The 25,456-nt window shown below is 63.6% G+C and carries 19 protein-coding genes; 2 read left to right on the top strand and 17 right to left on the bottom strand.

Annotation, left to right across the window (positions count from 1 at the left end):
- Window position 1 precedes the first annotated feature (1 nt).
- From RHIBR816_RS0100850 to RHIBR816_RS0100820, 7 genes are all read right to left on the bottom strand, one after another.
- Window positions 2-2,191, bottom strand: coding sequence for a TonB-dependent siderophore receptor (locus tag RHIBR816_RS0100850; RefSeq protein WP_018234638.1), 2,190 nt, complete (start codon window positions 2,189-2,191; stop codon window positions 2-4).
- Window positions 2,192-2,497: 306 nt separating this feature from the next.
- Window positions 2,498-3,925, bottom strand: coding sequence for a gamma-aminobutyraldehyde dehydrogenase (locus tag RHIBR816_RS0100845; RefSeq protein ID WP_018234637.1), 1,428 nt, complete (start codon window positions 3,923-3,925; stop codon window positions 2,498-2,500).
- A gap of 25 nt (window positions 3,926-3,950) precedes the next feature.
- A complete protein-coding gene (locus RHIBR816_RS0100840) occupies window positions 3,951-4,766 on the bottom strand; it encodes an ABC transporter permease (protein WP_018234636.1) in 816 nt (271 codons plus the stop codon).
- A complete protein-coding gene (locus tag RHIBR816_RS0100835; protein WP_018234635.1) occupies window positions 4,756-5,706 on the bottom strand; it encodes an ABC transporter permease in 951 nt (316 codons plus the stop codon). The genes RHIBR816_RS0100840 and RHIBR816_RS0100835 overlap by 11 nt, the downstream gene beginning before the upstream one ends.
- Entirely contained in the window at window positions 5,703-6,701 is a 999-nt protein-coding gene (locus tag RHIBR816_RS0100830; RefSeq protein ID WP_018234634.1) for an ABC transporter ATP-binding protein, read from the bottom strand. The genes RHIBR816_RS0100835 and RHIBR816_RS0100830 overlap by 4 nt, the downstream gene beginning before the upstream one ends.
- A gap of 202 nt (window positions 6,702-6,903) precedes the next feature.
- Window positions 6,904-8,064 (bottom strand): ABC transporter substrate-binding protein, encoded by a 1,161-nt coding sequence (locus RHIBR816_RS0100825; RefSeq protein ID WP_018234633.1) that lies wholly within the window; start codon window positions 8,062-8,064, stop codon window positions 6,904-6,906.
- A 140-nt stretch (window positions 8,065-8,204) separates the two neighbouring features.
- Window positions 8,205-9,113, bottom strand: a complete 909-nt coding sequence (locus tag RHIBR816_RS0100820; protein WP_026186510.1) for a LysR family transcriptional regulator — start codon at window positions 9,111-9,113, stop codon at window positions 8,205-8,207.
- Window positions 9,114-9,233: 120 nt separating this feature from the next.
- Here RHIBR816_RS0100820 and RHIBR816_RS0100815 point away from each other — a divergent pair, with 120 nt between their 5' ends.
- On the top strand, window positions 9,234-10,157 hold the full coding sequence (locus RHIBR816_RS0100815; protein WP_026186509.1) for an alpha/beta hydrolase: 924 nt from the start codon (window positions 9,234-9,236) through the stop codon (window positions 10,155-10,157).
- A 3-nt stretch (window positions 10,158-10,160) separates the two neighbouring features.
- The gene (locus tag RHIBR816_RS0100810) at window positions 10,161-10,574 is read left to right on the top strand and encodes an ACT domain-containing protein (RefSeq protein ID WP_026186508.1); all 414 of its coding nucleotides are present in this window, start codon (window positions 10,161-10,163) and stop codon (window positions 10,572-10,574) included.
- 170 nt (window positions 10,575-10,744) lie between these two features.
- Here RHIBR816_RS0100810 and RHIBR816_RS0100805 read toward each other — a convergent pair whose 3' ends face one another.
- From RHIBR816_RS0100805 to RHIBR816_RS0100760, 10 genes are all read right to left on the bottom strand, one after another.
- Window positions 10,745-12,748, bottom strand: a complete 2,004-nt coding sequence (locus RHIBR816_RS0100805; RefSeq protein ID WP_018234629.1) for a CocE/NonD family hydrolase — start codon at window positions 12,746-12,748, stop codon at window positions 10,745-10,747.
- An 84-nt stretch (window positions 12,749-12,832) separates the two neighbouring features.
- On the bottom strand, window positions 12,833-14,464 hold the full coding sequence (locus RHIBR816_RS0100800) for an ABC transporter ATP-binding protein (protein ID WP_018234628.1): 1,632 nt from the start codon (window positions 14,462-14,464) through the stop codon (window positions 12,833-12,835).
- On the bottom strand, window positions 14,457-15,284 hold the full coding sequence (locus tag RHIBR816_RS0100795) for an ABC transporter permease (RefSeq protein WP_018234627.1): 828 nt from the start codon (window positions 15,282-15,284) through the stop codon (window positions 14,457-14,459). The genes RHIBR816_RS0100800 and RHIBR816_RS0100795 overlap by 8 nt, the downstream gene beginning before the upstream one ends.
- Entirely contained in the window at window positions 15,281-16,390 is a 1,110-nt protein-coding gene (locus RHIBR816_RS0100790; protein ID WP_018234626.1) for an ABC transporter permease, read from the bottom strand. The genes RHIBR816_RS0100795 and RHIBR816_RS0100790 overlap by 4 nt, the downstream gene beginning before the upstream one ends.
- Window positions 16,391-16,392: 2 nt before the next feature.
- Window positions 16,393-17,982 carry an ABC transporter substrate-binding protein gene (locus RHIBR816_RS0100785; RefSeq protein ID WP_018234625.1) on the bottom strand — a complete coding sequence of 530 codons (1,590 nt, stop codon included), beginning with the start codon at window positions 17,980-17,982 and terminating at the stop codon, window positions 16,393-16,395.
- A 230-nt stretch (window positions 17,983-18,212) separates the two neighbouring features.
- Window positions 18,213-18,995, bottom strand: coding sequence for a carnitinyl-CoA dehydratase (locus tag RHIBR816_RS0100780; RefSeq protein WP_026186506.1), 783 nt, complete (start codon window positions 18,993-18,995; stop codon window positions 18,213-18,215).
- Between the two features lie 5 nt (window positions 18,996-19,000).
- Window positions 19,001-21,064, bottom strand: a complete 2,064-nt coding sequence (locus RHIBR816_RS0100775; protein WP_018234623.1) for an acetate--CoA ligase family protein — start codon at window positions 21,062-21,064, stop codon at window positions 19,001-19,003.
- A gap of 296 nt (window positions 21,065-21,360) precedes the next feature.
- On the bottom strand, window positions 21,361-22,521 hold the full coding sequence (locus tag RHIBR816_RS0100770; protein WP_018234622.1) for an acyl-CoA dehydrogenase family protein: 1,161 nt from the start codon (window positions 22,519-22,521) through the stop codon (window positions 21,361-21,363).
- Window positions 22,522-22,787: 266 nt separating this feature from the next.
- Window positions 22,788-24,278 (bottom strand): carnitine 3-dehydrogenase, encoded by a 1,491-nt coding sequence (locus tag RHIBR816_RS0100765; RefSeq protein ID WP_018234621.1) that lies wholly within the window; start codon window positions 24,276-24,278, stop codon window positions 22,788-22,790.
- Between the two features lie 229 nt (window positions 24,279-24,507).
- A complete protein-coding gene (locus tag RHIBR816_RS0100760) occupies window positions 24,508-25,410 on the bottom strand; it encodes a 3-keto-5-aminohexanoate cleavage protein (protein WP_018234620.1) in 903 nt (300 codons plus the stop codon).
- Window positions 25,411-25,456: the final 46 nt, after the last annotated feature.

Genomic DNA, 25,456 nt, shown 5'->3' with positions numbered 1-25,456 from the left:
GCTACCAGTTGTAACGCAGTGAGCCGATCACCGTGCGGCCCTGGTCGCGGTAGCAGAAACCTGCCGAGCAAACCGCTTCGCGACGGTCGAAGAGATTGGTGGCATTCACCTGCAGACGCAAACTTTCATATTTCTTGTCGAGAGCTGCAAAGTCGTAGTGAGCCGCGGCGTCGAACAGGACGCGGGACGAATTGCGCGTCGTGTTTTGATCGTTGCCATAGCTGGACCCGAGGAAGCGTGCACCTGCTCCAAAGCCGAGACCATATCCCGGCCCATCCTCTGGCAGGATATAGTACGCCCAGGCAGAAGCCATGTGGCGCGGCACGGATGAGACGTAGTTGCCGATCGTGTCCGCAGGGCCTTCGAGGATTTTTGCGTCGGTATAGGTATAGGAGGCCACCAGCGACAGGCCGTTGTCGAGGCTCGTATTCGCCTCGAACTCGAAGCCGCGGGAGCGCACCTTGCCGCGCTGCACCTGAATGTTTTCAGGCCCAGTAGGTAAGTCCACAACCTCGTAATAGAGGCTGTTGGTTTGGTCGATGTTAAAGAGAGCGGCGGTGATCAGCGTGTTGCTGTTCGGCAAGAGATATTTGACGCCGAGTTCCTGCTGTTCGCTTTCCGTCGGCTTGAACGGTTGGTTCGTTTCTCTGTTGATTCCGGCATTGGGCGAGAATGCTGTAGAGTAGCTGATATAGGGTGCCAGGCCGAAATCGGTTTCGTAGGTCAAGCCGATGCGGCCGGAAAATTCCTTGTCGTTTTGCGACACGGTGCTTACCGCGTCGCTGGCAAGATCGGTCGTGTCGGTATCGGTCGAAACCCAGTCATAACGTGCGCCGCCGGTTAGCGTCCAGGCATCGTGGCGGATCTGGTCCTGTAGGTAGGTGCCGAGCTGCCATTGATCCTGGTCGACGCGGCTGCTGAAGTCGATCGACGCAACCGGGCGACCTTGCGTCGGGTTGGCGGTGTCGAGCGGCGGGGAAACGCCTGTACCGGAGAGGGAGCGGAAACGCAATTTGGTATAGTCGATGCCAGCCAGCAGGGTATGGTCGAGCGCGCCGGTATCGAACTCGGCTACCAATTGGTTGTCGATGACAAAGGCCGTCAGCCGTTCGTCGAAGGTGCCGGCGCTGCTGTCAAGCAGCGTCGGATCGGCGGCGTTCGGGGCATAGGCGAAGGCCCAGTCCGTGTCCGTATTCAGCGTCGAGACGCGCGCGTTCTGGCGGAAGGTGAATGTCTCGTTGAGCCGATGTTCGAATTCGTAGCCGAGGCGTGCCTGCTTCTGCACCGAATCGTTGAAGGCGGGATTGCCAGCGAAGATGTCCGTGACGTCACCGGTTACCGGGTCGTTGTAATAGGCGGCCGTGCCCCCGGTTTTTGTGCGCGAGTATTCGCCGAGAACGGTCAGGCGCGTGTCTTCATCCGGCTTCCAGGTGAATGCCGGCGCAATATAGGCGCGGTCGTCCGGGACGCTGACCTGTTCGGTGTCGGAGTCTCGCAGCAGGCCGGTCAGGCGGTAGTAGACCGGGTCTGTTTCGTTGACCGGGCCGGAGAAATCGACCTGTCCCTGGTATCGGTTATCGTTACCGTATTGCACTTGCAGCTCGTGCAACGGCACTTCGGTCGGCCGCTTTGTAATCAGATTGAAGAGGCCGCCAGCGCCCGAGGCACCGTAGAGCGCAGACGAGGGGCCGCGCAGAATGGACACGCCTTCCAGACCATAGGGTTCGGTCTTGAAAATCGAGGAACTGGCGCCGGGCTGGCGCAGGTTGTCACGGAAGACTCCAGTATATGTCACATCGAAGCCGCGTACGGAAAAACTGTCGAAACGCGGATCGAAGCCGAAGGCATTTACGCGCGAACCTGGGGTGTAGGCCAGGACGTCGAGTAATGTCTGCGGGTTGCGGTCCTTTAACTGTTGTTCGGTAACGGTGGAAACCGACTGCGGTGTTTGCAGGAAGGGTGTATCGACCTTGGCGCCCGTTGCGCTGCTGATGCCGACATAGCCTTCCGCCGTGATGACACCGCCGCTGCCGCCGTTCACGACGAGCGTTTCGAGGGCTGTCGAGTCTCCGTCGCCGGCGGTCCCCTGCTCAGCGTCTTGTGCCTGCGCGGTGGCGACGAGGGCAAGGGCGGAGGTGCCGGCCAGGGCCGCGCGGATCAGCGGCAGAAGGCGGATGGGTTGGCTGGGCATGCGATGCAACTTTCTGATCGGTAGGCGACAATTAATAAGATGAGTTATTCACTCATGATTATCGCGTGCGCAATCGAAAATTATGACTCGATGAGTCATGTTTTAATTTTTGTGGGAATTGTGCAACAGCAAGCTTCGTCTTGCGTCGCTGTCGGGCTGCCAAGCTGTTGAAGCAAAATAAAAAATGCCCGCCGGCCGGAAGCGGTCGGCGGGCGGGCAAGCGAATTCCGTCATGGAGCATCCCGGCGAACAGGCAACCGGGAGTGAGGGGATCGCGGCGTCGTCCCAGGGGCAGAGAACGCGGCTTCAGCCGTGGTTGATCATGATGTGGCGAACCGCGGTGTAATCCTCCAGTGCATAGGCGGACATGTCCTTGCCATAGCCCGACTGCTTGACGCCGCCATGCGGCATTTCGTTCGCCAGCATGAAGTGCGTGTTGATCCAGGTGCAGCCGTATTGCAGCCGGGAGGCAGCTCTCATGGCTTTGCCGATATCCTTGGTCCAGACGGAGGAAGCGAGACCATAGTCGCTGTCGTTTGCCCAGGCGACCGGATCGTCCTTATCCGAGAAGCGCGTAACCGAGACGACCGGACCAAAAACCTCGCGACGGACGATTTCGTCCTCCTGCGTCGCGCCGGCAACGACGGTCGGCTGGAAGAAGAAGCCGTCGTCGCTGCCCGTGTGGCCGCCGGTGGTGATCTCGATATGCTTCTGGTCCGCTGCCCGCTCGACGAAGCTCGCGACACGATCGCGCTGGCGCTCGGAGATCAGCGGCCCGATTTCGTTCTCGGTATCGTCGGCGAGGTTGTAGCGGATCGTCGACACGGCGGAGGTGAGGTCGGCGACGAACTTCTCGTAGATGCCGGCTTCCGCATAGATGCGGCAAGCGGCGGTGCAGTCCTGGCCGGCATTGTAGTAGCCGAAGGTGCGGATGCCGTTGACGACCGCTTCCAGATCGGCGTCGTCATAGATGATGACCGGCGCCTTGCCGCCGAGTTCGAGATGGGTGCGCTTCACCGTCTTGGCGGCGGCGGCAAGCACCTTCTTGCCGGTGGCGATATCGCCGGTGATCGACACCATCGAGACCTTCGGATGGTTGATCAGGGCGTTGCCGACCGTCTCGCCGCGGCCGGCGATGACATTGACGACGCCCTCGGGGAGAATGCCGGCCAGCAATCGCGCCAGCTTCAGCGCGGTCAGCGGCGTCTGCTCCGATGGCTTGAAGACGACGGTGTTGCCGCCGGCGATCGCCGGTGCCAGCTTCCAGGCCATCATCATCAGCGGGTAGTTCCAGGGGGCGATCGAGCCGACGATGCCGATCGGGTCGCGGCGGATCATCGACGTGTGACCGGGCAGATATTCGCCGGCCGCCGGCCCATGCAGATTGCGCACTGCGCCGGCAAAGAAACGCCAGCAGTCGATGATCGCCGGCAGTTCGTCGTTCTTCACCGCGTTGATCGGCTTGCCGCAGTTCAAGGCTTCCAGTGCGGCGAAGTCGTCTGCGCGTTTCTCGATTGCGTCGGCGATCTTCAGGAGGTGATTCGAGCGTTCTGCAGGCGTCGTCCGCGACCAGGTAACGAAGGCGCGCTCGGCGGCATCGACGGCGGCGTCGATCTGTGAATGGGAGGCTTCGGCGAGGTCGATGATCCTGGCGCCCGTCCGCGGGTTCAGGATGTGCTCCTCGGCCTCGGTCCCGGCTTCGAAACGCGATCCGATCAGGAGTTGGGTGTCCATGTCTGTTCTCCCTTTATGTTCGATATTATTTGCCGGCACCGGCGATCTGGTCGCCGTCGCGGGTGAGGTAGTAGGCGCCGAGGATTGGCAGGAAGGTGACGATGACGACGATCATCGCGACGACGTTGGTCACCGGTCGCTGGCGCGGGCGGATCAGCTCTTCGAGCATCCAGATCGGCAGGGTCGACTGCTGGCCGGCGGTGAAGGTCGTGACGATCACCTCGTCGAAGGAGAGCGCGAAGGCCAACATGCCGCCGGCAAGGAGCGCCGTACCGATATTCGGCAGGATTACGTAGCGGAAGGTCTGGAAGCCATCGGCGCCGAGATCCATCGAGGCCTCAACCAGCGAACCGGAAATCCGCCGAAAGCGGGCGACCGCGTTGTTGTAGACGACGACGATGCAGAAGGTGGCGTGGCCAAGCACGATCGTCCAGAACGAGAACGGGATGTCTGCAATCGAGAAGGCCGAGCGCAGCGCGATGCCGGTGATGATGCCGGGCAGCGCGATCGGCAGGATGATGAGCAGCGACACGGTCTCGCGGCCGAAGAAGCGGGTCTGGCTGACCGCCGCGGCGCAGAGCGTGCCGAGCACGAGTGCCGCGGCGGTGGCGATCGCCGCGACCTTGACGGAGAGGGTGAGCGCCGCCCAGACATCCGGCCGGTTCCAGGCGACGGCGAACCATTGCGTCGTCAGCCCCGGCGGCGGGAACTGATAGGTCTTTTCTTCCGTCGTGAAGGCATAGAGGAAGATCAGCAGGATCGGCAGATGCATGAAGGCGAGGCCGGCAGCCGCGGCGATCTTCAGGCCAAGGGGCACGCGGTTGATCTTCTCAGAGCGCATCGAAGGCCCCCATGCGCTTGGCCATCCAGAGATAGGCGCCCATGATGACGATCGGCACGACGGTGAAGGCGGCGGCGAGTGGGATGTTGCCGGCCGTGCCCTGCTGAGCGTACACGGCCTGGCCGATGAAAAGCCGCGACGAGCCGACGATCTGCGGGATGATGTAGTCGCCGAGCGTCAGCGAGAAGGTGAAGATCGAGCCGGCAACAATGCCGGGCAGCGCCAGCGGAAAGAGCACGTGGCGGAAAGTCTGCGCCGGCGTACCGCCGAGGTCGGACGAGGCTTCGACGAGATTGGCCGGCACGCGCTCCAGCGCCGCCTGGATCGGCAGGATCATGAAGGGCATCCAGACATAGACGAAGACGATGAAGGTGCCCGTGTAGCTGACCGACAGCGAATTGCCGCCGACGACCGGCAGCGCCAGCCAGGCATCGAGCAGCCAGAGGACGTTCAGCTTCTCGAAAAACCAGGTGAGGATCCCCTCCTTCGCAAGGATCAGCTTCCAGGCGTAGACCTTGACGAGATAGCTCGACCAGAGCGGCAGCATGACCGCCAGATAGAACAGCGCCTTCCATTTGCCGCGCGCGTAGCGGGCCGCGTAATAGGCGATCGGGAAGGCGACGAGGGCCGAGACGAGCGTTACCAGCGCTGCCATCGAAACGGTGCGCAGGATGATGTCGAGATTGGCTTCGCTGAAGAGCTGCCGGTAGGTCGCAAGCGTGAACTCGTAATTGATGAGGCCGGAAAACTCGTCGATCGAGAAGAAGCTTTGAAGGAGCAGCGCGAAGAGCGAGCCGAGATAGACGATGCCGAGCCACAGGAGCGGCGGGCCGAGCAGCACCGTCAGAAGCACATGCGGGTGCCGCCAGAAGAAATCCGAAAGACGGCCGGCCGTGCCGCGGCGCTCGGGAAGGACGAAACTTTCGGCAACGACGGTCATGCATCCTCCATCGGGTGAAGGTCGCGGGCGGCGAAACTGATCGTGACCGGGGTGCCCATCGCCGGCACGCTCTGCGCGGCGGGGCTGGCGACGGCAATGCGGTTGCCGTCGACATCGACGACAATGCGGTTGGTCGCGCCGAGAAAGCTGCGGCCGGCGACGACACCGGAGAGGCTGAGGGCGCCGTCCGCCGCCGGCGCGATCGCCACCGACTCCGGCCGCAGGCTTGCGGAGGCGGTTTTCAGCCCGAGCCTTTGGCAGAGCTTGGCCGAGAGCACGTTCGACGAGCCGACGAAATCGGCGACGAATCGAGTCGTCGGGCGGTTGTAGACATCTTCCGGCCTGCCAAGCTGCTGGATCCGGCCCTCGTTGAAGACGGCGATCCGATCGGCCATCGACAATGCCTCGCCCTGGTCATGCGTGACGAAGACGAAGGTGATGCCGAGCGACTTCTGCAGGCTCTTCAATTCCTCCTGCATCTGCTCGCGCAGCTTCAGATCGAGGGCGCCGAGCGGTTCGTCGAGAAGCAGCACCTTGGGCTTGTTGACGAGGGCGCGGGCGAGCGCCACGCGCTGGCGCTGACCACCGGAAAGCTGGCCGGGCCGGCGCGCGCCGTAGCTGGGCAGCTTGACCATGGCGAGCGCATCTTCAGCGGCTTTGCGTCTTTCCTCGCGGCCGATGCCCTTGACCATCAGCCCGTAGGCGACATTGTCGAGAATGGAAAGATGCGGGAAGAGCGCATAATCCTGGAAAACGGTATTTACGCTGCGGCGGTAGGGCGGCACGCCCTCGGCCGTCTCGCCGAAGATCTCGATATGGCCGGCGGTCGGCTGTTCGAAGCCGGCCATCAGCCTCAGGCAGGTCGTCTTGCCCGAGCCCGACGGCCCGAGCATCGCGAAGAATTCGCCCTCGGCGATCGAGAGGTTGACGCGATCGACGGCGCGCACCGCACCGAAATGGCGGGAAACATTGTCGAAGAGGACGGCGGTGGTCATGGAAATGCTCCAGAAACTAGCCCTTCATCCCGCTGCCGCGACCTTCTCCACGCGGGCGGGGAAAAGGGGACCTGCGGCCGGTGCGGCATACGGGACTAACTCCCTCCCCCTCGTGGGGAGGGTTGGGGAGGGGATTCGTTGCAAAAACCCCTCCCGGCCCTTTGGGCCACCCTCCCCACAAGGGGGAGGGAAAGCGGCCGGCTTACCGTCCGCCGATCACGCCGATATAGTCGGAGACCCAGCGGTGATAGGGCACGCATTCGCTCTGGCTCGCGCATTTCGCGACCGGCGTCTTCCAGAACTTGACCTTATCGAAGTCGTTGTAGCCGTTGGTCGCGCAGCCCTCGTCGGTCAGGAGCTCGTTGCCCTTGCAGGCGGCGCCCACGGAGGGATTGGCCCCAAACCAGGCAGAGACGTCGCCCTGCACCTTCGGCGAAAGCGAGTGCTCCATCCACATATAGGCGCAGTTGGGATGCTCGCTCTCGGCGTGCAGCATGGTCGTATCCGCCCAGCCCGTCACGCCTTCTTCGGGAATGACCGAGGAGATCGGCAGCTTTTCGGCATGCATCAGGTTGACTTGGAACGGCCAGGACCCGGAGGCGACGACGCCTTCGTTCTTGAAGTCGTCGATCTGGATCATCGCATCGTGCCAATAGCGGCCGACCAGCGTGCGCTGAACGCGAAGCAGGTCGAGTGCCGCCTTGTACTGGTCCTCGTTGAGTTCGTACGGATCCTTGATGCCGAGATCGGGCTTGTGGGCCATCAGGTAGTTGGCCGCGTCGGCAACATGGATCGGACCGTCATAGGCTTGGACGCGGCCCTTGTTGGACTTGCCATCCGGCAGCGTCATCTCCTCGAAGACGACGTTCCAGCTTTTCGGCGGCTGACCCTTGAAAGCTTCCGTGTTGAACATCAGCACGTTCGGCCCCCAGACGTAGGGCGTGCCATAGTGGACGTCGTTGGCCGTGTGCCAGGGCGCGTTCTGCATGCGCTCGTCGATTGTCTTCCAGCTCGGAATGAGGGCTGTATTGATCGGCTGGACGCGCTTGCCGGCCACCAGTCGAAGCGAGGCGTCGCCGGACGCGGTGACGAGGTCGAAGCCGCCTTCGTTCATCAGCGCCACCATTTCGTCGGAGGTGGCGGCGGTCTTTACGCTGACCTTGCAACCGGTTTTTTTCTCGAATTCGGTGACCCAGTCGTAGCTCTTGTCGGTCTCACCACGCTCGATGTAACCGGGCCAGGCGACGATCGAGAGTTCGCCTTCCCCCTGGCCGAGTTCCTTCAGCGGCTCCTGCGCGAGCGCAGGGACGACGAGGCCAAGCGAAAGGGTGAGCGCCGTGCAGGATTTCAACATCTGCTTCATTGAAGTCTCCCCAGTTTCTGCCGTTGCGCGGACTTGTTCCCTGGGATGAAGCGTGCCTCTATTTCTCCGTATTCGCAAATTCATTAATCAGAATGCCGCTATCGGTTTTCCCGATATCGCCGCATAAGGAAGGAAGGGAGCTAGCGGGGACGTGCACTGCGCAAGGCTTCGGCGATGCCGACGAAGTCGCGCGCCGACTGCGGCAGGCTCGACCCTTTGCGCCAGACCATGCCGACCTGCACCACCGGCAACGCGCCGGAGACGTCGCGGCTTTCGATCCGATCACCTTCGAGCGACCAGGGGCGATAGACGAGGTCCGGCAAAAGCGCGATCCCGGCGCCGGTTGCGACGAGGCTTCTGACCGCCTCCACCGAGCGGGTACGGAAGGCGACATGCGGGCGCGCACCGAGCGCCGAGAGCAGCTTGCCGGTGTTTTCCTCGATCTCGTCCACCGTCAGCATGATGAGCGGCTCCTTGGCGATATCCTCGACCGAGATGATGTCGGCGCTGACGAGCGGGTGGCCGATCGGCAGCCAGAGCCGATAGGGCGAAGTTTCGAGGATTTCCGCCTGCAGCGCCATGCGATCGCGGAGGTTGGAGATCACCATCACGGCGACATCGAGCTCGCCGCCGATCAGCAGGTGCTCGAGATAGGAGCCGTTGTCCTCGATGGCGCTGACCTCGACACCCGGGCAGGCGCGGCGATAGCGGGCGAGCAGGTCGGAAAGCACGTAGCCGGCGACCAGCGAGGTGACGCCGAGATTGAGCTTGCCGCCGCGTTCCTCGCGGCTGTCGGCAAAACTGCGCCGCGCATCCGAAACGTCGGCGAGGATTTTCGTCGCATGACGGAGGAACTGGTGGCCGTTGTGGGTGATCGAAAGGCCGCGCGGATGCCGGTCGAAAAGCTCGACGCCGAGATCGGTCTCCAGTTCCTTGATCGCTTCGGTGATCGAGGACTGCGAGATCGACAGATTCTGCGCCGCGCGGGTGACGGTCCCCTGTTCGGCGACGGCGACGAAATACTGCAATTGCCGGAGTGTGAATGCCATGAGCGAATTAACACCGGGCGACAAGCGGATGGCAAGCCGGCCGATGCAGCGCCATGACTTGGCGCATTTGCCCGTGCGTCACGGCTGGACGGTGCTAAGGTGGGCTCGAGGGAGCGCAGGATGGATTCGAGACGATCAAGACCGATGCCGACGGAGCCCGGCATTCTCGCCTTTCACGAACGTTGTGAGGCGTTTTATCCGGCTGACGCCGTGAACGCTTCGATCGAGCAGCAGCGGCGATGGTATGATGCGCTGTGCGCGGAGTTCGACGCGGCGTCTCCGGCGGGGCTGACAAGGCGCGACGAACTCTTGGCCGGGCGGATTCCGATCCGACACTATCGACCGGCGGAGGTCGCGACCGCGGTGCGCGTGCTCTATATCCATGGCGGCGGCTTCGTCGTCGGCTCGCTCGAAAGCCATGACGCGATCTGTGCCGAGCTTGCGCATGGAGCGCGGGCCGAGCTGATCTCGGTGGACTATCGGCTGGCGCCCGAGCATGTCTGGCCGGCGGCTTTCGACGATTGTTTCGCCGTGCTCGCAAGCCTCCTTGCCGATGGGCGGCCGCTCGTTGCTGTCGGCGACAGTGCCGGCGGCAATCTCGCAGCCGGCCTCGTGCTCAAGGCCATGGCCGAGGGGCTTTCCGGAATCGTCGGCCAGGTATTGATCTATCCGGGCCTCGGCGGCGATCTCGTCAGCGGCTCCTATGCCGAGATGGCCGATGCGCCGGGGCTTTCGACCGCGGATGTCGGCTATTATCGAAAGGTGCTGCAAGCGCCTGCAGACAGCGTCTTTGCGCACCCATTGAGGGCGAATGCACTCTCCGGATTGCCGCCGGCCTATATCACGGCTGCGCACTTCGACCCGTTGCGGGACGATGCGCGGATCTATGCGGCGCGGCTCGTAGAGGCGGGCGTCGATGTCACCTTTCGCGAGGAACCGCAGATGATCCATGCCTGGCTGAGGGCACGGCATATGAGCTCCGGTGCGCGGGAAGGATTCCGCCGTCTCGTCGACGGCGTGGCGCGGCTGGTCGGGAGCGTTTGAGCGATGAGCGGAGAGACGGACCTTCAGCGTCTGCTGGCGGGGATGAAGCCGGTGCTGCGTGAGGCCGAATATGTCTACTGCGCGGTCGAGGGCGATGCGGGCTCGTGGCTATCGCTTGCACCGATCGGCACCTTCCGCGAAGCGGAGGGCTTGACGCTGATCCTCGAACGGTCAAGGGCCGACGCCGCCGGTCTGTCCTACGGACCCGTCTTGCGGCTCATCACGCTCTGTGTTCATTCGGCGCTCGAAGCCGTCGGCCTGACTGCCGCCGTCTCGGCAGCGCTGACGCGCGATGGCATCAGCGCCAATGTCGTCGCGGCCTTTCATCACGACCATATCTTCGTGCCGGCGGCGGATGCGGACCGGGCGCTCGAGGCGTTGCGGGAATTGAGCCGCGAGAACAACGGAATTCAGTGACTTTGCCCCTCACCCTAGCCCTTTCCCCGTAACGACGGGGAGAGGGGCACTGTCGCGGTCGCCACGCCGTGACCGAGCGGTCTCAGCGAGTCCCTTCTCCCCGCATGCGGGGAGAAGGTCGCGGCGGCGGGATGAGGGGCATGATGCGCGCTCTATGCGGGCCAATTTACTCACATCAAATCGCGTCTGATCCGCTTCTCGAAGGCCTTTTCGAAGATCTTTTCCTCGCCCTCGAAAGCCTCGACCCTGGCCGAGGTGATCCACTCGGTTTCGGTACAGCCGAGCCGGGAGGTCGAGACGGTCTTCAGCGACTGCTCGCCGCGCCTGGCGACGCAGGTCCATGTCGAAAGGCCGGTCATCGAATGTGGATCGTTGGGCGCGATCGACCAGGTTTCATCGCGGATATCCTGCGTCGCATTGCCGGTGTCGGGATGCTCGACGAGGCCGGTGTCCTCGTAGATCCGATAGTGCGTTACACCCTTCGCCAGGTCGCGCTCGACGCTGCGGCGCGTGTTCGGGGGCGTGTGCTGGATATAGCTTGGCAGCGGGTCCGGATTCGCCGGCTGCGGCACGACGATTTCGCGGTGTTCGCCGAGAAGCGGCAGCGATAGCGACAGGCTGGCGGTATCGATCGTCAGCCCGGGATCGGTCGGCGCCGGCAGGATCATCGGCCAGTAGGAGGTCGACAGCGACAGCCGGATACGATGACCGGCACGGAAGCGATAGCCGCAGGCATCGAGCACCAGCGTGATGCGTGTCTTGTGGTTCTTTTGCATCGGCATCGGCATCGGCTTCGCATTGCCGTTGCGGTGCGCCAGGTTGAGGACGCCGAAAGCGACGCGCGTCGCCGTGCCGTCCGGATGGATATCGACGAGGCGTGCGACGAGGTTGGCGGTAGCGGCCCTGCACGAGACCTCAACACTGACGACCGGCTGCCCAAGATAGTCCTCCGCCTCGAGCAGCGGATGGCTGTCGAAGGTGAGGGAACCCGCATCGTCGATACGCTGGTCGCCAGCCATCTCGGCATCCGGCTTCAGCGTGAAATATTCGCCGGCGGCCGTGCCGGTATCGAGCGGCGAGCGGATATAGATGTCGCCGACCCCTCGCTTCGCCGAGGTGCCGGCCACCAGGCTGCCCTCGCGCGAAACCGCAAAGGTCTGCATCTCGGGTGCGTTCCACGCGTCCTTGGCGATCCAGCGGCCCGGATCCTCGTTCCGCCTCAATGCCGGCTTCGGACCGTCGAGGATATAGGCCCGCATTTGTGGCAACCGTTCTGCGTTGTTCGTTTCGTTGCGCAGCCAGCGGTTCCACCAGCGGATCGCCTCGCTGTGAAAATCCGCCCGCGGCTTCGGCCAGGCGAAATGCGGGTATTTGTGAACCCAGGGTCCGATCAGCGCCTTGGCCCTGTCGCCGAGGCCCTCGATCGCCTTGATCGGCGTATTGCGGTAGCCGTCCGCCCAGCCGGCGATCACGAGAGCGGGCACCGGGAAACCTTCGAAGTCCTCGGCAATTGAGCCGTGGCGCCAAAAATCGTCGCGGCGCTGGTGCTCGAGCCACTCCTCCAGGAAAAACGGTTCGTTCTCCAGCCGCTCTAGCCACATTTCTTTCCAGCGCTCGCCGACGAGCTCCGGATCGGGCGAGCGCGACTGATAGGCGAGCATGGTCGCTGCCCAGGAAAGCTGCGCCGAGAGATGGCAGCCGTTCTTGTAGTGGATGTCGTCATTGTAGCGGTCGACGGTCGAGGCGATCGAAATGACGGCCTTTAGCGCCGGCGGCTTCAAAGCCGCCACCTGCAGGCAGTTGAAGCCGCCCCAGGAGATGCCCATCATCCCGACCCTGCCGTTCGACCAGGGCTGGGCAGCGATCCATTCGATTATCTCGCAGCCGTCGGAGAGTTCGCGCGGCGTATATTCGCCGTCGATCACACCTTCTGATTCGCCGGAGCCGCGGATATCGACGCGAACGCCGGCAATGCCGGCCGCGGCGAACACCGGATAGGTGGACTCATCGCGGGCGCAGGTGCCGTCGCGCTTGCGATAGGGCAGATATTCAAGCACCGCCGGGACTGGATGCTGCTCGGTGCCCTCCGGCATCCAGATGCGCGCCGCCAGCCGGGTTCCGTCCTTCAGCGTAATCCATTCGTTCTCGATGACGGTGAAGTTGCGATCGGACACGATTGTTTCTCCAGATTTTTGTAGCGCGTGAGCGATCTGCGGGCGGGGGGACGTGCGGGGCGAACGCGCCGCCCCGCATCCCGATCAATTGCCGGCGCTCTCCATGCGCCGGGTCTTCAGCACCCGTTCGAGCCAGCCGATCTCCATTTCCGGAACCGATTTCAAGAGCAGGTCGGTATAATCGTCGAAAGGCGGCGAGAGCACTTTCGACTTCGGCCCAAAGCGCACCAGCCGGCCGCGATGCATCACGGCGACCGAGTCGGCGATCGCCCGGACGATGGCGATGTCGTGAGTGATAAACACATAGGAAACAGCGGTTTCCTCCTGCAGCTTCATAAGCAGATTCAGAATGCCTTCGGCGACCAGCGGGTCGAGCGCAGAGGTCGGCTCGTCGCAGAGGATGAGCTCCGGCCTGGCGGCGAGCGCCCGGGCGATCGCGACGCGCTGCTTCTGGCCACCGGAGAGTTCGGCCGGATAGCGATCGAGGAAGCGTGACCCCATCTCGATCTGGTCGAGCAGTTCGCCGACGCGTTCGGTTTTCTTGGCTCCGTGCATGCCGAAATAGAAGGAGAGTGGCCGGCCGACAATGTCGCGCACCGTCTGCCGCGGATTCATGGCCGTGTCGGCCATCTGGTAGATCATCTGGATACGGCGCAGTTCCTCGTTGGACCGGCCCTTCAGCGCCTTCGGCAACTCCTTTCCGTCGAAGACGATCCGGCCTTCGCTCGGCGGCAGGAGCCCGGTGATGACGCGGGCCAGTGTCGATTTGCCGGAACCGGATTCGCCGACGATCGCCAGCGTCTGGCCCTTCGGCAGGTGCATCGATACGTCGTGCAGCACCTTGAAGCCGTTCGAATAGCCCGCGTGGACACGCTCGATCTTGAGGAGCGTGCCGGACTGGTCCGGGGCTTCGTCGCGCTTGGCCTGCCGGACGCTGACGAGCGCTCTCGTATAGTCCTCCTTCGGTGCCTCGATCACCTGCTTGGTGGTGCCGTATTCGACGGTCTTGCCCTGGCGAAGCACCATGATGTCGTCGGAGATCTGGGCGACCACGGCGAGATCGTGGGTGATATAGAGCGCTGCCGTATGGGTCTCTTCGATGGCGTGCTTGATCGCCGCGAGCACGTCGATCTGCGTCGTAACGTCGAGCGCCGTCGTCGGCTCGTCGAAGACGATCAGTTCCGGATTGGGGCAAAGCGCCATGGCGGTCATGGCGCGCTGCAATTGGCCGCCCGAGACTTGGTGCGGATAGCGCTCGCCAAAGCTTTCCGGATTGGGAAGGCCCAGCACCCGGAAGAGATAGAGTGCGCGCTTCTTCGCGTCCTCTTTCGACATGATGCCGTGGCGGAGCGACGCCTCGATCACCTGGTCGCCGAGCTTGTGCGCCGGGTTGAAGGCAGCCGCGGCGGATTGGGCGACATAGCAGACATGGCATCCGCGAACCGAATTGATGCCGCTGCGGTCGAGCTTCAGGATATCGCGGCCATTGAGCAGCACCTCGCCGCCGGTGATCCGCACGCCGCCGCGGCCATAGGCAAGCGCCGAAAGGCCGATCGTCGATTTGCCGGCGCCGGATTCACCGATGAGGCCCAGCACCTTGCCCTTTTCGACATTGAAGGAGACGCCTTCGACGAGCGTCACCACTTTCGGCGGCTCGCCCGGCGGATAGCTTGTCGCCTCGATCTTCAGGTTCTTGACGGAAAGCAGATCAGGCATCGCCGCGCCCTCCTTTCAGGCTCGAGGTGCGCTTCATCAGCCAATCGACGACGAGGTTGACGCAGATGGCGAGCGTTGCGATCGCGGCGCCCGGCACGAGAGCGGCCGAGATGCCGAAGATGATCCCGTCCTTGTTGTCCTTGACCATGCCGCCCCAATCGGCAGCCGGCGGCTGAATGCCGAGGCCGAGGAAGGAGAGGGTGGAGAGAAACAGGATCGAGAAGGCGAAGCGCAGGCCGAATTCGGCAAGCAGTGGCGACAGCGTGTTCGGCAGGATCTCCCGGAAGATGATCCACATGCTGCCTTCGCCGCGGAGCCGTGCCGCCTCGACGAATTCCATCACCGCGACGTCGAGTGCGACGGCGCGGCCGATGCGGAAGACGCGGGTGGAATCGAGCACGGCCATCACCAGGATCAGGATCCAGAGATGCTGCGGGAGGACCGCGAGCACGACGAGGGCGAAGATCAGCGTCGGGACCGCCATCATCAGGTCGTTGAAGCGCGAGAACAGCTGGTCGACGAAGCCGCCGGTGACGGCCGCCGTGAAGCTCAGGATCATGCCAAGCGCGAAGGAGATCAGAGTCGCCGCCAGCGCCACGAAAATGGTGGTGCGGGCGCCATAGATCAGACGCGACAGCAGGTCGCGCCCGAGATTGTCGGTGCCGAGCAGGAATTCGCCGCCGGCCGGCATCCAGATCTCGCCGACGACGTCCGTTTCGCCGAAGGGGGCGAGGAGGGGGGCAAAGAGCGCGCAGACAATTGCCAGCGCTATACCGGCGATGCCGATCCAGGCGCTGATGGGGATTGCTCTTAGATTCATCGCGGGTGCCTCAGTCTCGGGTTGGCGAGAATGGCGAGAATGTCGGCCGCCATGTTGAGGAAGATGTAGAAGGCCGCGAAGATCAGCCCGCAGGCCTGCACGACGGGCATGTCGCGCACCGTCACCGCGTCGACCATGTATTGCCCCATGCCGGGATAGACGAACACGACCTCGACGACGACGACGCCGACCACCAGGTAGGCGAGGTTCAGCGCGATGACGTTGATGACCGGTGCCACGGCATTGGGCGCGGCATGGCGCGCGATGATGCGGAAGGTGCCGAGACCCTTGAGTTCGGCAGTCTCGACATAGGCCGAAGACATGACGTTGAGGATCGCCGCCCGCGTCATGCGCATCATATGGGCGAGGACGACGAGCACGAGGGTCGCGACGGGCAGGGCGATCGCCGAGAGCCGCTCGGTGAAGGACATGCTGTCATAGACCGTCGCCGGGAATGTGGCGACGCCCAGTTGGACGGCGAAGAACAGGATCAGCAGATAGCCGATGAAGAACTCCGGCAGCGAGATCGCCGCGAGCGATATCACGTTGATGATCTTGTCCGGTAGCCGATTGCGGAACTGCACCGCGAGCATGCCGAGGCCGACAGCAAGCGGCACTGAGACGATTGCGGCGAAGAAGGCGAGGAACAACGAATTGCCGAGCCGGTTGCCGATCTGTTCGCTGACCGAATTCTTGCTCGCCCAGGAGGTGCCGAAGTCACCCGTCACGGCGCCGCCGAGCCAACTGAGGTAGCGCTCGCTCCAGGGCTTGTCGAGGCCGAGATCCTTGCGGATGTTCTCGACCGCCTGCGGCGTCGCCGACTGGCCGAGATAGGTGGTGGCGAAATCGCCGGGCAGCGCCTCGATGCCGCCGAAAATCATCAGCGACACGGCGAAGAGCAGGCCGACGCTGAGGCCGAAGCGCTGAAGGATCAGCGCCACGAGAGGGCGGCGAAAGATGAAACGCCGCCAGAATGATCCGCCGTTCTCACCCGTGGCGGCGGGGTTGGGCTTTGCTGGTATTCCGGAAAGATCGGCGGAGCGCGGGTGTGTTTCACCCGCGACCCCATCGGTCAGGACCGGACCAGTGATCGGTCCGCTCTCCATCGTCAGGCGTCCAGCCAGACCCGGGTTGCGACATAGCCGTTCGACATGTCGTTGCCGATGTCGTGCACGTAGCCCTTCACCTGTTTGGTCGACGCGTTCACGAAATCGTTGAACATCGGCAGGATCACGCCACCTTCGTCGCGCACCATCATCGCCAGGGTGCGGTACATCTCCTTGCGCTTGGCCTCGTCGAGTTCGGAACGAGCTTCGAGCAGGAGCTTATCGAAGTCCTCACGCTGGAAGCGGGTGTCGTTCCAGTCGGCGTTTGAGAGATAAGCGGTCGAATACATCTGGTCCTGCGTCGGACGACCGCCCCAGTAGGAGGTGCAGAACGGCTGAGCGTTCCAGACATTGGTCCAATAGCCGTCGCCGGGCTCGCGCTTGACCTCGATCTCGATGCCGGCCTTCTTGGCGCTCTCCTGATAGAGGACGGCCGCGTCGACCGCGCCCGGGAAGGCGACGTCGGAGGTGCGCAGCAGCACCGGACCGCTGTGCCCGGATTTCTTGTAGTGGAAGGCAGCCTTGTCGGGATCATAGACACGCTGCTCGATGCCTTCCGGGAAGAGGGCATAGGTGTCGTTGATCGGGAAGTCGTTGCCGATCTTGCCGTAACCGCCGAGGATGCGCTGGACCATGGTCTCGCGGTCCATCGCCAGCTTCAGCGCCATGCGAAGGTCGTTGTTGTCGAACGGCGCGGTGTTGCAATGCATGATGAAGACGTAGTGGCCGCGGCCGGACGTATTCAGGATCTCGACAGTCGGGGCGCGCTTCAGGAGGCTGACCGTCTTTGGATCGACGCGGTTGATGAAGTGCACCTGACCGGAGGAAAGCGCCGCGATGCGTGCCGTTGCATCGTTCATGGCGATCAGTTCGACCGTATCGACATAACCACGATCCGTGCGCCAGTCGTCCTGGTTCCTTTCGAAGGTGGCGCGCACGCCCGGCTCGAAGCTCGCGACCTTGTAGGGGCCGGTGCCGATCATCGCATCGGGATTGTCCATGCCGCCGTTCGGCTGGATGACGAGATGGTAATCCGACAACAGCAGCGGCAGGTCGGCATTGCCCTCAGTCAGCTTCAGCACAAGCTTGCCGCCATCCGCCTTGATTTCCGTGATCGATTTCATCACGCCTAGCGCGCCCGACTCCGACTTGTCGTCGGTGTGGCGCTGCAGGGTCTTGACGACGTCTTCTACCGTCAGTTCCTTGCCGTCGTGGAACTTGACGCCCTTCCGGATCGTGAAGCTCCAGGTGGCCGCGTCGGCGGAGGGCTCCCAGGACTCGGCGAGCGCCGGCACCGGTGCGCCGGTCGTCGGGTGACTTTCGACGAGCAGGTCGCCCCAGTTGCGAACCACGACGAACAGGAATTGTGAAAGCGCTTTCGCTGGGTCTTTCGAGTCGGTTGCCGCTGCGCCCTCGAGGCCGAGCTTGAGGTGGCCGCCGCGCTTCGGCTCCTGCGCCGCGGCGTTTACCGCAAAAAGCGTATTTGCGGTCGATGCGGCAATTCCGAAGGCGGCCGCTCGTCCGAGAAACTCGCGGCGGTTCATTTTGCCCAGCATGACCTGTCGTGTCAGATAGTCCTTGTAATCGCTCATTCCCCTGTTCCCTTTCGTTGCCGGCATTCGCCGTTCATTGTGGTTGGTAGAGACTGCGTATCGCCATCCTGGGATGGCCCAAGGCACTTGTACCGATTTGGATCTTTCCTTCGTTCTCCCTCCTGTCCCGGGGCGTCACAGGCTTCAGCCATAAGGCTATCCGCTCGGTCGAAACTTGTAACGTCCTAAATTGTCGTCACTTTCCATAAGCAGTTCTTATGGGCGGTCATTCATTTCCCTTTCCAGACCGGGTCGCGCTTCTCCGAGAACGCGCGTGCACCCTCGATCTGGTCCTCGCTCGAATAGAGCAGGTCGACCGTTTTGAACTGCCGACGGGTGATCTTGTTCATGGTCGTCTGGAAGTCGCGGCCTTCGGCTTCGCGCACGACCTCCTTGATGGCCGCATAGACGAGCGGCGGGCCGCTTTCGAGAAGACGCGCAAGTTCCCAGGCACGCTCCATCAGCCGCCCTGCAGGCAGGATCTCGTTGACGAAACCCCAGCGATGCGCCTCCGCGGCCTCGAGCCAACGGCCGGTCAGGAGCATGTCCATGGCGATATGGTAGGGGATACGTTTCGGCAGCTTGATCGAGGCGGCGTCGGCAACCGTACCCGACCGGATTTCCGGCAGCGCAAAGGTCGCGTGTTCGGCGGCGAGGATGAGGTCGGTCGAAAGGGCAATCTCCAGTCCCCCGCCGCAGCAAATGCCGTTGACGGCGGCAATGATCGGCTTGTTGAGGTCGCGAAGCTCCTGCATGCCGCCGAAGCCGCCGACACCATAGTCACCATCGACGGGGTCGCCGTCTGCCGCAGCTTTCAGATCCCAACCGGGACAGAAGAATTTTTCGCCGGCGCCGGTGACGATCGCCACCCGGAGCGCCGGATCGTCGCGAAAATCGCGGAAGATCTCACCCATCAGCCGGCTGGTCTTCAGGTCTATGGCGTTCGCCTTCGGCCGATCGATCGTGACTTCGAGGATGCCACCTTCGCGGCGGGTGAGGATCGGTCCGGTGATAGGCATCATTTCCTCCGGCGGATCAAGGCATCGGCGGCGACAACTCCATGGCCATCCGGCAATACCATAATAGGATTGATATCGAGTTCTTCGAGTTTGGAAGCGTTTGCAACGACATAGGATGCCGCGGCTGCGACAGTCCTCGTCAAGGCCGCGACATCGCCCTTCGGGCCGCCGCGGTAGCCGTCGAGCAGTTTCTTGACCTTCAGGCCGTCGATCGCTGCTTTGATCATCTCTTCGGTGGCGGGTAGCGTCAGGAGGGCTGAATCATGGAGCAATTCCACGAGAATGCCGCCGGCGCCGATGGTCAGCACCGGACCGGCCACCGGATCGCGCATCGCGCCGATGATGATCTCGGCGACCGGCTTGGCAATCATTTTCTCCACCAGATAGCCGGAGGCGACGGAGGTCATCGCTTCCGCGGCGGCGACGACCTCTTCCCGGTTTGCGAGATTGAGCCTGACGGCCCCGGCTTCGGTCTTGTGGGCGACGCCCAGGCCCTTGAGGACGACCGGGAAGCCAAGGCTTTGTGCAGCGCTTGCGGCCTCCTCCGGCGTCGCAGCAGTCTTGCCGTCCGGGACAGCGATGTCAGCTTGCCAAAGCTCTGCCTTTGCTTCGACCTCCGTCAAGGTGATCACGTCTCCCCCGGCCGCACGGGCTTTGATGAGGGGCGGCAGCGCGGGTTCTGCCCATGCGGCGCCGATTGCGGCGGCCGTTTCGGCCGCGGCAAGTGCCTCGTCGATGCCGAAAAAGGGAACGACGCCGGCCGCCATCAGGGAGTGAGCGGTTTCTTCCGGCATGTTTTCGCCGAGGCTGGCGACGATGCCCGCAACGGCGCCAGTCGCGTCGGCGGAATCGATGACCGCCTTGCAGGTCGTCTCCCAATCTTCGGCGATGCAGCGGTCGAGGCGGGGAAAATCGAGAACGATCAGGTTCAGCGCGTATCCGCCCCGCATCATGGCGGTGAAGGCGGCGGTCTGCTTCTCGCGATTGCCCCACACGAAGGTGTGGTAGTCGAGCGGATTGGCGATCGTCACCATCTCGCCGAGACTTTCCCTCAGCGGCCGGCGCTGCTCTTCCCTGAGCGCTCGGAAGTGGACGTTGCGCCGGACGCCGGCATCCGCCATCAGCGATGCCTCGCCGCCCGAACAGCTCATCGACGAGATGTCGGCGCTCGCAAGCGGACCGTGGAGATGAAAGAGCTTCAGGGTTTCGAGCAGTTCCGGCAGGGTGTCCACACGGCCGATGCCGAGGCGGGCTAGCAGGGCGGAAGAGACGCGGTCGTTGCCTGCCAGCGACGCCGTGTGGGAAACGGTCGCAAGCTGTGCGGCCTCCGACTTGCCGACCTTGAGCGTCACGACCGGCTTGCGGAGTTCGCGGGCGCGGGCTGCGAGCCGTTCGAGGGCCTCGATGCTGTCGAAGCCTTCGATATGGAGCCCCACGGCGGTGACGCGCGGATCCTCGAGCACGGCACAGGCGATGTCGGAAAGGCCGGTCTGCGCCTGGTTGCCGGCGGTCATCACATAGGCGAGCGGCAGCCCGCGCTTCTGCATGGAGATGTTGCAGGCGATGTTCGAGGATTGCGTGAGGATCGCGACGCCGCGCTCGACGCGAAGCATGCCGTGCTGATCCGGCCAGAGCAGGGCGCCATCCAGCATGTTGATGAAGCCGTAGCAATTGGGGCCAACGATCGGCATGTCGCCGGCCGCCGCGACCAGCGCCTCCTGCAGGTCGTTGCCATCGGCAAGTTCGCTCGCCGCCTCACGGAAACCGGAGGCGTAGCAGACGGCGCCGCCGGCGCCTCGTGCCGCGAGATCGCGGATGATCTCGATCGTCAGCGCCCGATTGACGCCGACAAACGAGGCATCCGGCGCCTCCGGGAGGTCTGCGACGGAGCGGTAGCAGCGGCGGCCGAGAATTTCCTCCTCGCGCGGATGCACCGGCCAGATTTGGCCGGCAAAGCCCATCCTGTCGCATTGTTCGATGACGCGCCGCGCCTCCCTGCCGCCGAAGACGGCGATGGATTGCGGGCGGATGAGGCGGTCGAGGGAGCGGGGAGGGGTGGTCATGCGGCACCCTCGTAGAATGCATCAAGGGTGCGCAATCCGCGCAGTACCCCCCTCTGCCCTGCCGGGCATCTCCCCCACAAGGGGGGAGATTGGACCGGGCGCTGTCCTTGCCAGTCAGTGACCGTTGAAGAGTGGAGAGTTTCCATTGGCTGATGGATTGCGGGAATGACGTGGCGGACGGCAGGAGTGGCCGGCCGATCGATGAACGGGGAGGTCGCGTCTTGCCGATCTCCCCCCTTGTGGGGGAGATGCCCGGCAGGGCAGAGGGGGGTGACTTGCGGAAAGTCGGCCATCCCTCAAGCCCCCAGCGGCCGCAGCAGATCGCGGCTGATGATGTGCCGCTGGATTTCCGAGGTGCCGTCCCAGATGCGCTCGACGCGGGCGTCGCGCCAGAAGCGGGCGAGCGGCAGGTCGTCCATCAGGCCCATGCCGCCATAGATCTGGATCGCCTCGTCGGTGACGCGGGCGAGCATTTCCGTGGCATAGACCTTTGCCGAGGCGATCTCGCGGTTCGACGGCAGGCCCTGGTCGAGCCTCCACGCGGCCGACAGCGTCAGGAGGTCGGCGGCATCGATCTCGGTAATCATGTCGGCGAGCTTGAAGGAGACGCCCTGGTTGGCACCGATCGGCTTGCCGAACTGCTTGCGCTCGGCGGCATAGGAGAGGGCGTAGTCGAAAGCGCGGCGCGCCCGCCCGACGGAGGTGGCGGCGACCGTCAGCCGGGTCGCATAGAGCCAGTCATTGGCGATGTCGAAGCCCTTGTGGACCTCGCCGAGGATCTGCGCGGAGGGCAGTCGGCAGTCGTCGAAGGTCAGGATGCAGTTCTTGTAGCCGCGATGCGAAACGGAGTTGTAGCCGTCGCGGATCTCGAAACCGGGCGTGCCGCGATCAACGAGGAAGCAGGTGATCTTCTTCTTCGGTCCGCGCGGCGTTTGCTCCTCGCCGGTGGCGATGAAGACGATGACGAAATCGGCGATATCGGCATGGCTGATGAAGTGCTTGGTGCCGTTGACGATCCAGTCGTCGCCGTCCTGCCGGGCGAAGCATTTCATGCCGCGCACATCCGAGCCGGCATCCGGCTCGGTCATCGCAAGCGCGTCGAACTTGTCGCCGTGCACCGCCGGCAGCAGGTAGCGCTCGCGCTGCTCGTCATTGCAGGCCATCAGGATGCCGGAAGGGCGGCCGAAGTAGACGGTAAGGCCCATCGAGCCGCGGCCGAGTTCGCGCTCGACGAGCGTGAAGGTGAGATGGTCAAGCCCGGCGCCGCCGACCTCTTCGGGAAAATTGCAGGCGAAGAAGCCGAGCTCCTTGCATTTGCGGGCGATCTCCTGGCCGAGCTCGCGCGGAACGGTGCCGGTGCGTTCGACCTCGTTCTCGTGCGGATAGATCTCGGTCTCGACGAAGCCGCGGACCGTGTCGACGATCATCTGCTGTTCTTCGGTCAGTGCGAAATTCATCGTTCTCCCTCGTACTTTTTTCGCTTTCGCCATTTCCGGACCGATCTCCCCATCGATCCGCAGGCTTGCCGGGTGTGGCTTTGCCCCTCTCCTCGGGTTTAACCCGAGGACTAACCCTCTCCCCGCGCTCGGGGAGAGGGACTTTGGCTACGAGCCTCCCCCGCCAGCGAAAAGCGAGCGGTTGCGGCATCTCCCTTCTCCCCGTCAGAACGGGGAGAAGGTCGCGGCAGCGGGATGAGGGGCAGTCCCCCAATCCGCATGGATTCTCACCGCCTCTGCCCCACATGCCGGCCCGCGCCCTCCGGCACCTCAAGCTTCGCATGCCCTTCCGCGATCGGCTTCAGCTTTGCCAGCACCTCGGTCGGCGCAGGTACGGACTTGCCGGCCCTGGCGTCGACATGAAGCATCATCTGCTCGGCCGTCGCGATCACGTCGCCCGACGCGGTGTCGTGGATCCTCGTGAAGAACTGGATGCGCTTTTCGTCGGAGGCGAGAATTTGCAGGGTCGTATAGAGCGCCTGGCCGAGCCTGGCCTCGCCGAGATGGCGGATATGGGTCTCCACCGTGTAGTAGCTGTGGCCGGCCTCGACATAGGCGAAGTCGACGCCGATCAATCGCAGCAGCGCATCCGATGTATCGCCGAAGAGCTGCAGATAGCGGTGCTCGGTCATGTGGCCGTTATAGTCGACCCAGGCGGCGTTGACCTTGGTTTCAATAAGGCGCAGCGGGCCGGAGGCGTCATAGGACTTCGATTGATTGCCGCCCTTTGCCCAGAGGCGCTTCTCAAAGTCAGCGAGCAGCTTGCCGGCACCCCAGCCTTCACCGCCATTGCCGGCTTTCAGTGCTTGCATGATGCCGACGAGGTTTTCGTCACGGATGCGTTCGAGCTCGCGGATCGAGCGGCCGGCGGCTTGGGCGTCCGACTGGGCGCCGATCTTCTCGACGAGGGCGTCGTTGAGATCGACGACATCGGTGAACTTCGTCCAGGGCCATTTGAGGCAGGGCCCGAACTGGGCGAGGAAGTGGCGCATGCCGGCTTCGCCGCCGGCGATGCGATAGGTCTCGAAGAGGCCCATCTGCGCCCAGCGCATGCCGAAGGAGTAGCGCATGACATCGTCGAGCGTCTGGGTATCGCAGATGTCGTCCTGGATCAGCCAGAGTGCCTCGCGCCAGAGCGCTTCGAGCAGGCGGTCGCCGACGAAGGCCTCGATTTCCTTGGCGATGACGACGCCCTTCATGCCGATCTCGGCGACCGCTTCCTCGGCGCGCCTAATCGTCTCGGGCGATGTCTTTTTGCCACCGACGAGCTCGACTAGTGGCAGGAGGTAGACCGGGTTATAGGGATGGGCCACGAACATGCGCTCGGGATACTTCATCTCGGCCTGGAGGTCGGACGGCAGCAGTCCCGATGTCGAGGAGCCGATGAGCGCGTCGGGCCGGGCCACCGCATCGATCTCGGTGATGACGCCGCGCTTCAGCGGCAATCGTTCCGGAACGCTTTCCTGAATCCAGTCAACGTCGTGGACGGCTTCCTCAATGCTCTTGCAGAAGGTGAGTTTGCCGCGCGGCGGCAGCGGCGCCATGGTCAGCATGCCATAGGCGCGCTCTGCATTGGCCATGACCTCGCCGATGATGCGCTCGGCTTCCGGATGCGGATCGAAAATGTTGACGTCGATGCCGGCGAGCGCGAAACGCGCCGCCCAGGCCCCGCCGATGACGCCGCCGCCGACGCAGGCGGCTTTGGTGATGATGGTCATTGCCTCTCCATCCCGTTTTTCCGTGGGAACCCCTCCCGGCCCTTCGGGCCACCCTCCCCACAAGGGGGAGGGATGGGGTGGCTCCCGATCCTCCTCGTCTCCCAGCTCCCCGTCCGTCTGTCGCCACCGCTTTCGATGGTTCACCATCTGCGAGAACGCGTTTGTTTCGAACGCGGCGGCGCTGCAGGTTAAGCCCTCCCCCTTGTGGGGAGGGTGGGGAGGGGTCTTGTCACCGCTTCGTCAGCTTCAGTTTCTCGCGGACCTCTGCCGGTCCGATGATCTTCGCGCCCATGCCTTCGATCACCGACACCGCCTTTTCGACGAGCTGGCCGTTGGTCGCGAGCTGCCCCTTGCCGACATAGAGGTTGTCCTCAAGGCCGACGCGGACATTGCCGCCGGCAAGGATCGCTGCGGCCGGATAGGCGAGTGCATTGCGGCCGATCGAGAAGGCCGAGAAGGTCCAGTTCGACGGGACGTTGTTGACCATCGCCATGAAGGTGTTGAGATCGTCCGGTGCGCCCCACGGAATGCCCATGCAGAGCTGGATCAGCACCGGATCCTCGATCAGGCCTTCCTCGACGAGCTGCTTGGCGAACCAGAGATGGCCGGTATCGAAGGCCTCGATCTCCGGGCGGACGCCGAGTGCGGTCATCTGGCGCGCCATCTCGCGCAGCATCGACGGCGTATTGGTCATCACGTAGTCGCCGAGCGAAAAATTCATCGTGCCGCAGTCGAGCGTGCAGATCTCCGGCCGGCATTCGGCGACGTGGGCGACGCGCTCGGTGGCGCCGGCCATGTCGGTGCCTTTGTCGTTGAGCGGGAGGGGGCTTTCGACATTGCCGAAGATGAGGTCTCCGCCCATGCCGGCGGTCAAGTTCAGGACGATGTCGATATCGGCGGAGCGAATGCGGTCGGTTACCTCCCTGTAGAGGTCGAGGCGGCGGGCCGGCGCGCCGGTCTCCGGATCGCGGACATGGCAGTGGACGATCGCAGCACCCGCCTTGGCGGCTTCGACTGCCGCTTCGGCGATCTGCTTCGGCGTGATCGGAACGTGGCTCGACTTCGAAACGGTGTCTCCCGAACCGGTGACTGCGCAGGTGATGAAGACCTCGCGGTTCATGCTGAGCGGCATAGCTGTCTCCCTTTTCGTTGGACCCATTACGAGCCAGAAAAAGGGC

The organism is Ensifer sp. BR816 (assembly GCF_000378985.1).
Taxonomy (GTDB): Bacteria; Pseudomonadota; Alphaproteobacteria; order Rhizobiales; family Rhizobiaceae; genus Sinorhizobium.
Note: the sequence above shows the minus strand (reverse complement) of the source record. Positions and strands in the feature narration are given on the sequence as shown.

What these genes read in the sequence shown, in the direction of transcription:
- RHIBR816_RS0100850 (WP_018234638.1), bottom strand. Translation starts at nt 2,191, where the DNA reads ATGCCCAGCCAACCCATCCGCCTTCTGCCGCTGATCCGCGCGGCCCTG.
- RHIBR816_RS0100845 (WP_018234637.1), bottom strand. Translation starts at nt 3,925, where the DNA reads ATGGACACCCAACTCCTGATCGGATCGCGTTTCGAAGCCGGGACCGAG.
- RHIBR816_RS0100840 (WP_018234636.1), bottom strand. Translation starts at nt 4,766, where the DNA reads ATGCGCTCTGAGAAGATCAACCGCGTGCCCCTTGGCCTGAAGATCGCC.
- RHIBR816_RS0100835 (WP_018234635.1), bottom strand. Translation starts at nt 5,706, where the DNA reads ATGACCGTCGTTGCCGAAAGTTTCGTCCTTCCCGAGCGCCGCGGCACG.
- RHIBR816_RS0100830 (WP_018234634.1), bottom strand. Translation starts at nt 6,701, where the DNA reads ATGACCACCGCCGTCCTCTTCGACAATGTTTCCCGCCATTTCGGTGCG.
- RHIBR816_RS0100825 (WP_018234633.1), bottom strand. Translation starts at nt 8,064, where the DNA reads ATGAAGCAGATGTTGAAATCCTGCACGGCGCTCACCCTTTCGCTTGGC.
- RHIBR816_RS0100820 (WP_026186510.1), bottom strand. Translation starts at nt 9,113, where the DNA reads ATGGCATTCACACTCCGGCAATTGCAGTATTTCGTCGCCGTCGCCGAA.
- RHIBR816_RS0100815 (WP_026186509.1), top strand. Translation starts at nt 9,234, where the DNA reads ATGGATTCGAGACGATCAAGACCGATGCCGACGGAGCCCGGCATTCTC.
- RHIBR816_RS0100810 (WP_026186508.1), top strand. Translation starts at nt 10,161, where the DNA reads ATGAGCGGAGAGACGGACCTTCAGCGTCTGCTGGCGGGGATGAAGCCG.
- RHIBR816_RS0100800 (WP_018234628.1), bottom strand. Translation starts at nt 14,464, where the DNA reads ATGCCTGATCTGCTTTCCGTCAAGAACCTGAAGATCGAGGCGACAAGC.
- RHIBR816_RS0100795 (WP_018234627.1), bottom strand. Translation starts at nt 15,284, where the DNA reads ATGAATCTAAGAGCAATCCCCATCAGCGCCTGGATCGGCATCGCCGGT.
- RHIBR816_RS0100790 (WP_018234626.1), bottom strand. Translation starts at nt 16,390, where the DNA reads ATGGAGAGCGGACCGATCACTGGTCCGGTCCTGACCGATGGGGTCGCG.
- RHIBR816_RS0100785 (WP_018234625.1), bottom strand. Translation starts at nt 17,982, where the DNA reads ATGAGCGATTACAAGGACTATCTGACACGACAGGTCATGCTGGGCAAA.
- RHIBR816_RS0100775 (WP_018234623.1), bottom strand. Translation starts at nt 21,064, where the DNA reads ATGACCACCCCTCCCCGCTCCCTCGACCGCCTCATCCGCCCGCAATCC.
- RHIBR816_RS0100770 (WP_018234622.1), bottom strand. Translation starts at nt 22,521, where the DNA reads ATGAATTTCGCACTGACCGAAGAACAGCAGATGATCGTCGACACGGTC.
- RHIBR816_RS0100765 (WP_018234621.1), bottom strand. Translation starts at nt 24,278, where the DNA reads ATGACCATCATCACCAAAGCCGCCTGCGTCGGCGGCGGCGTCATCGGC.
- RHIBR816_RS0100760 (WP_018234620.1), bottom strand. Translation starts at nt 25,410, where the DNA reads ATGCCGCTCAGCATGAACCGCGAGGTCTTCATCACCTGCGCAGTCACC.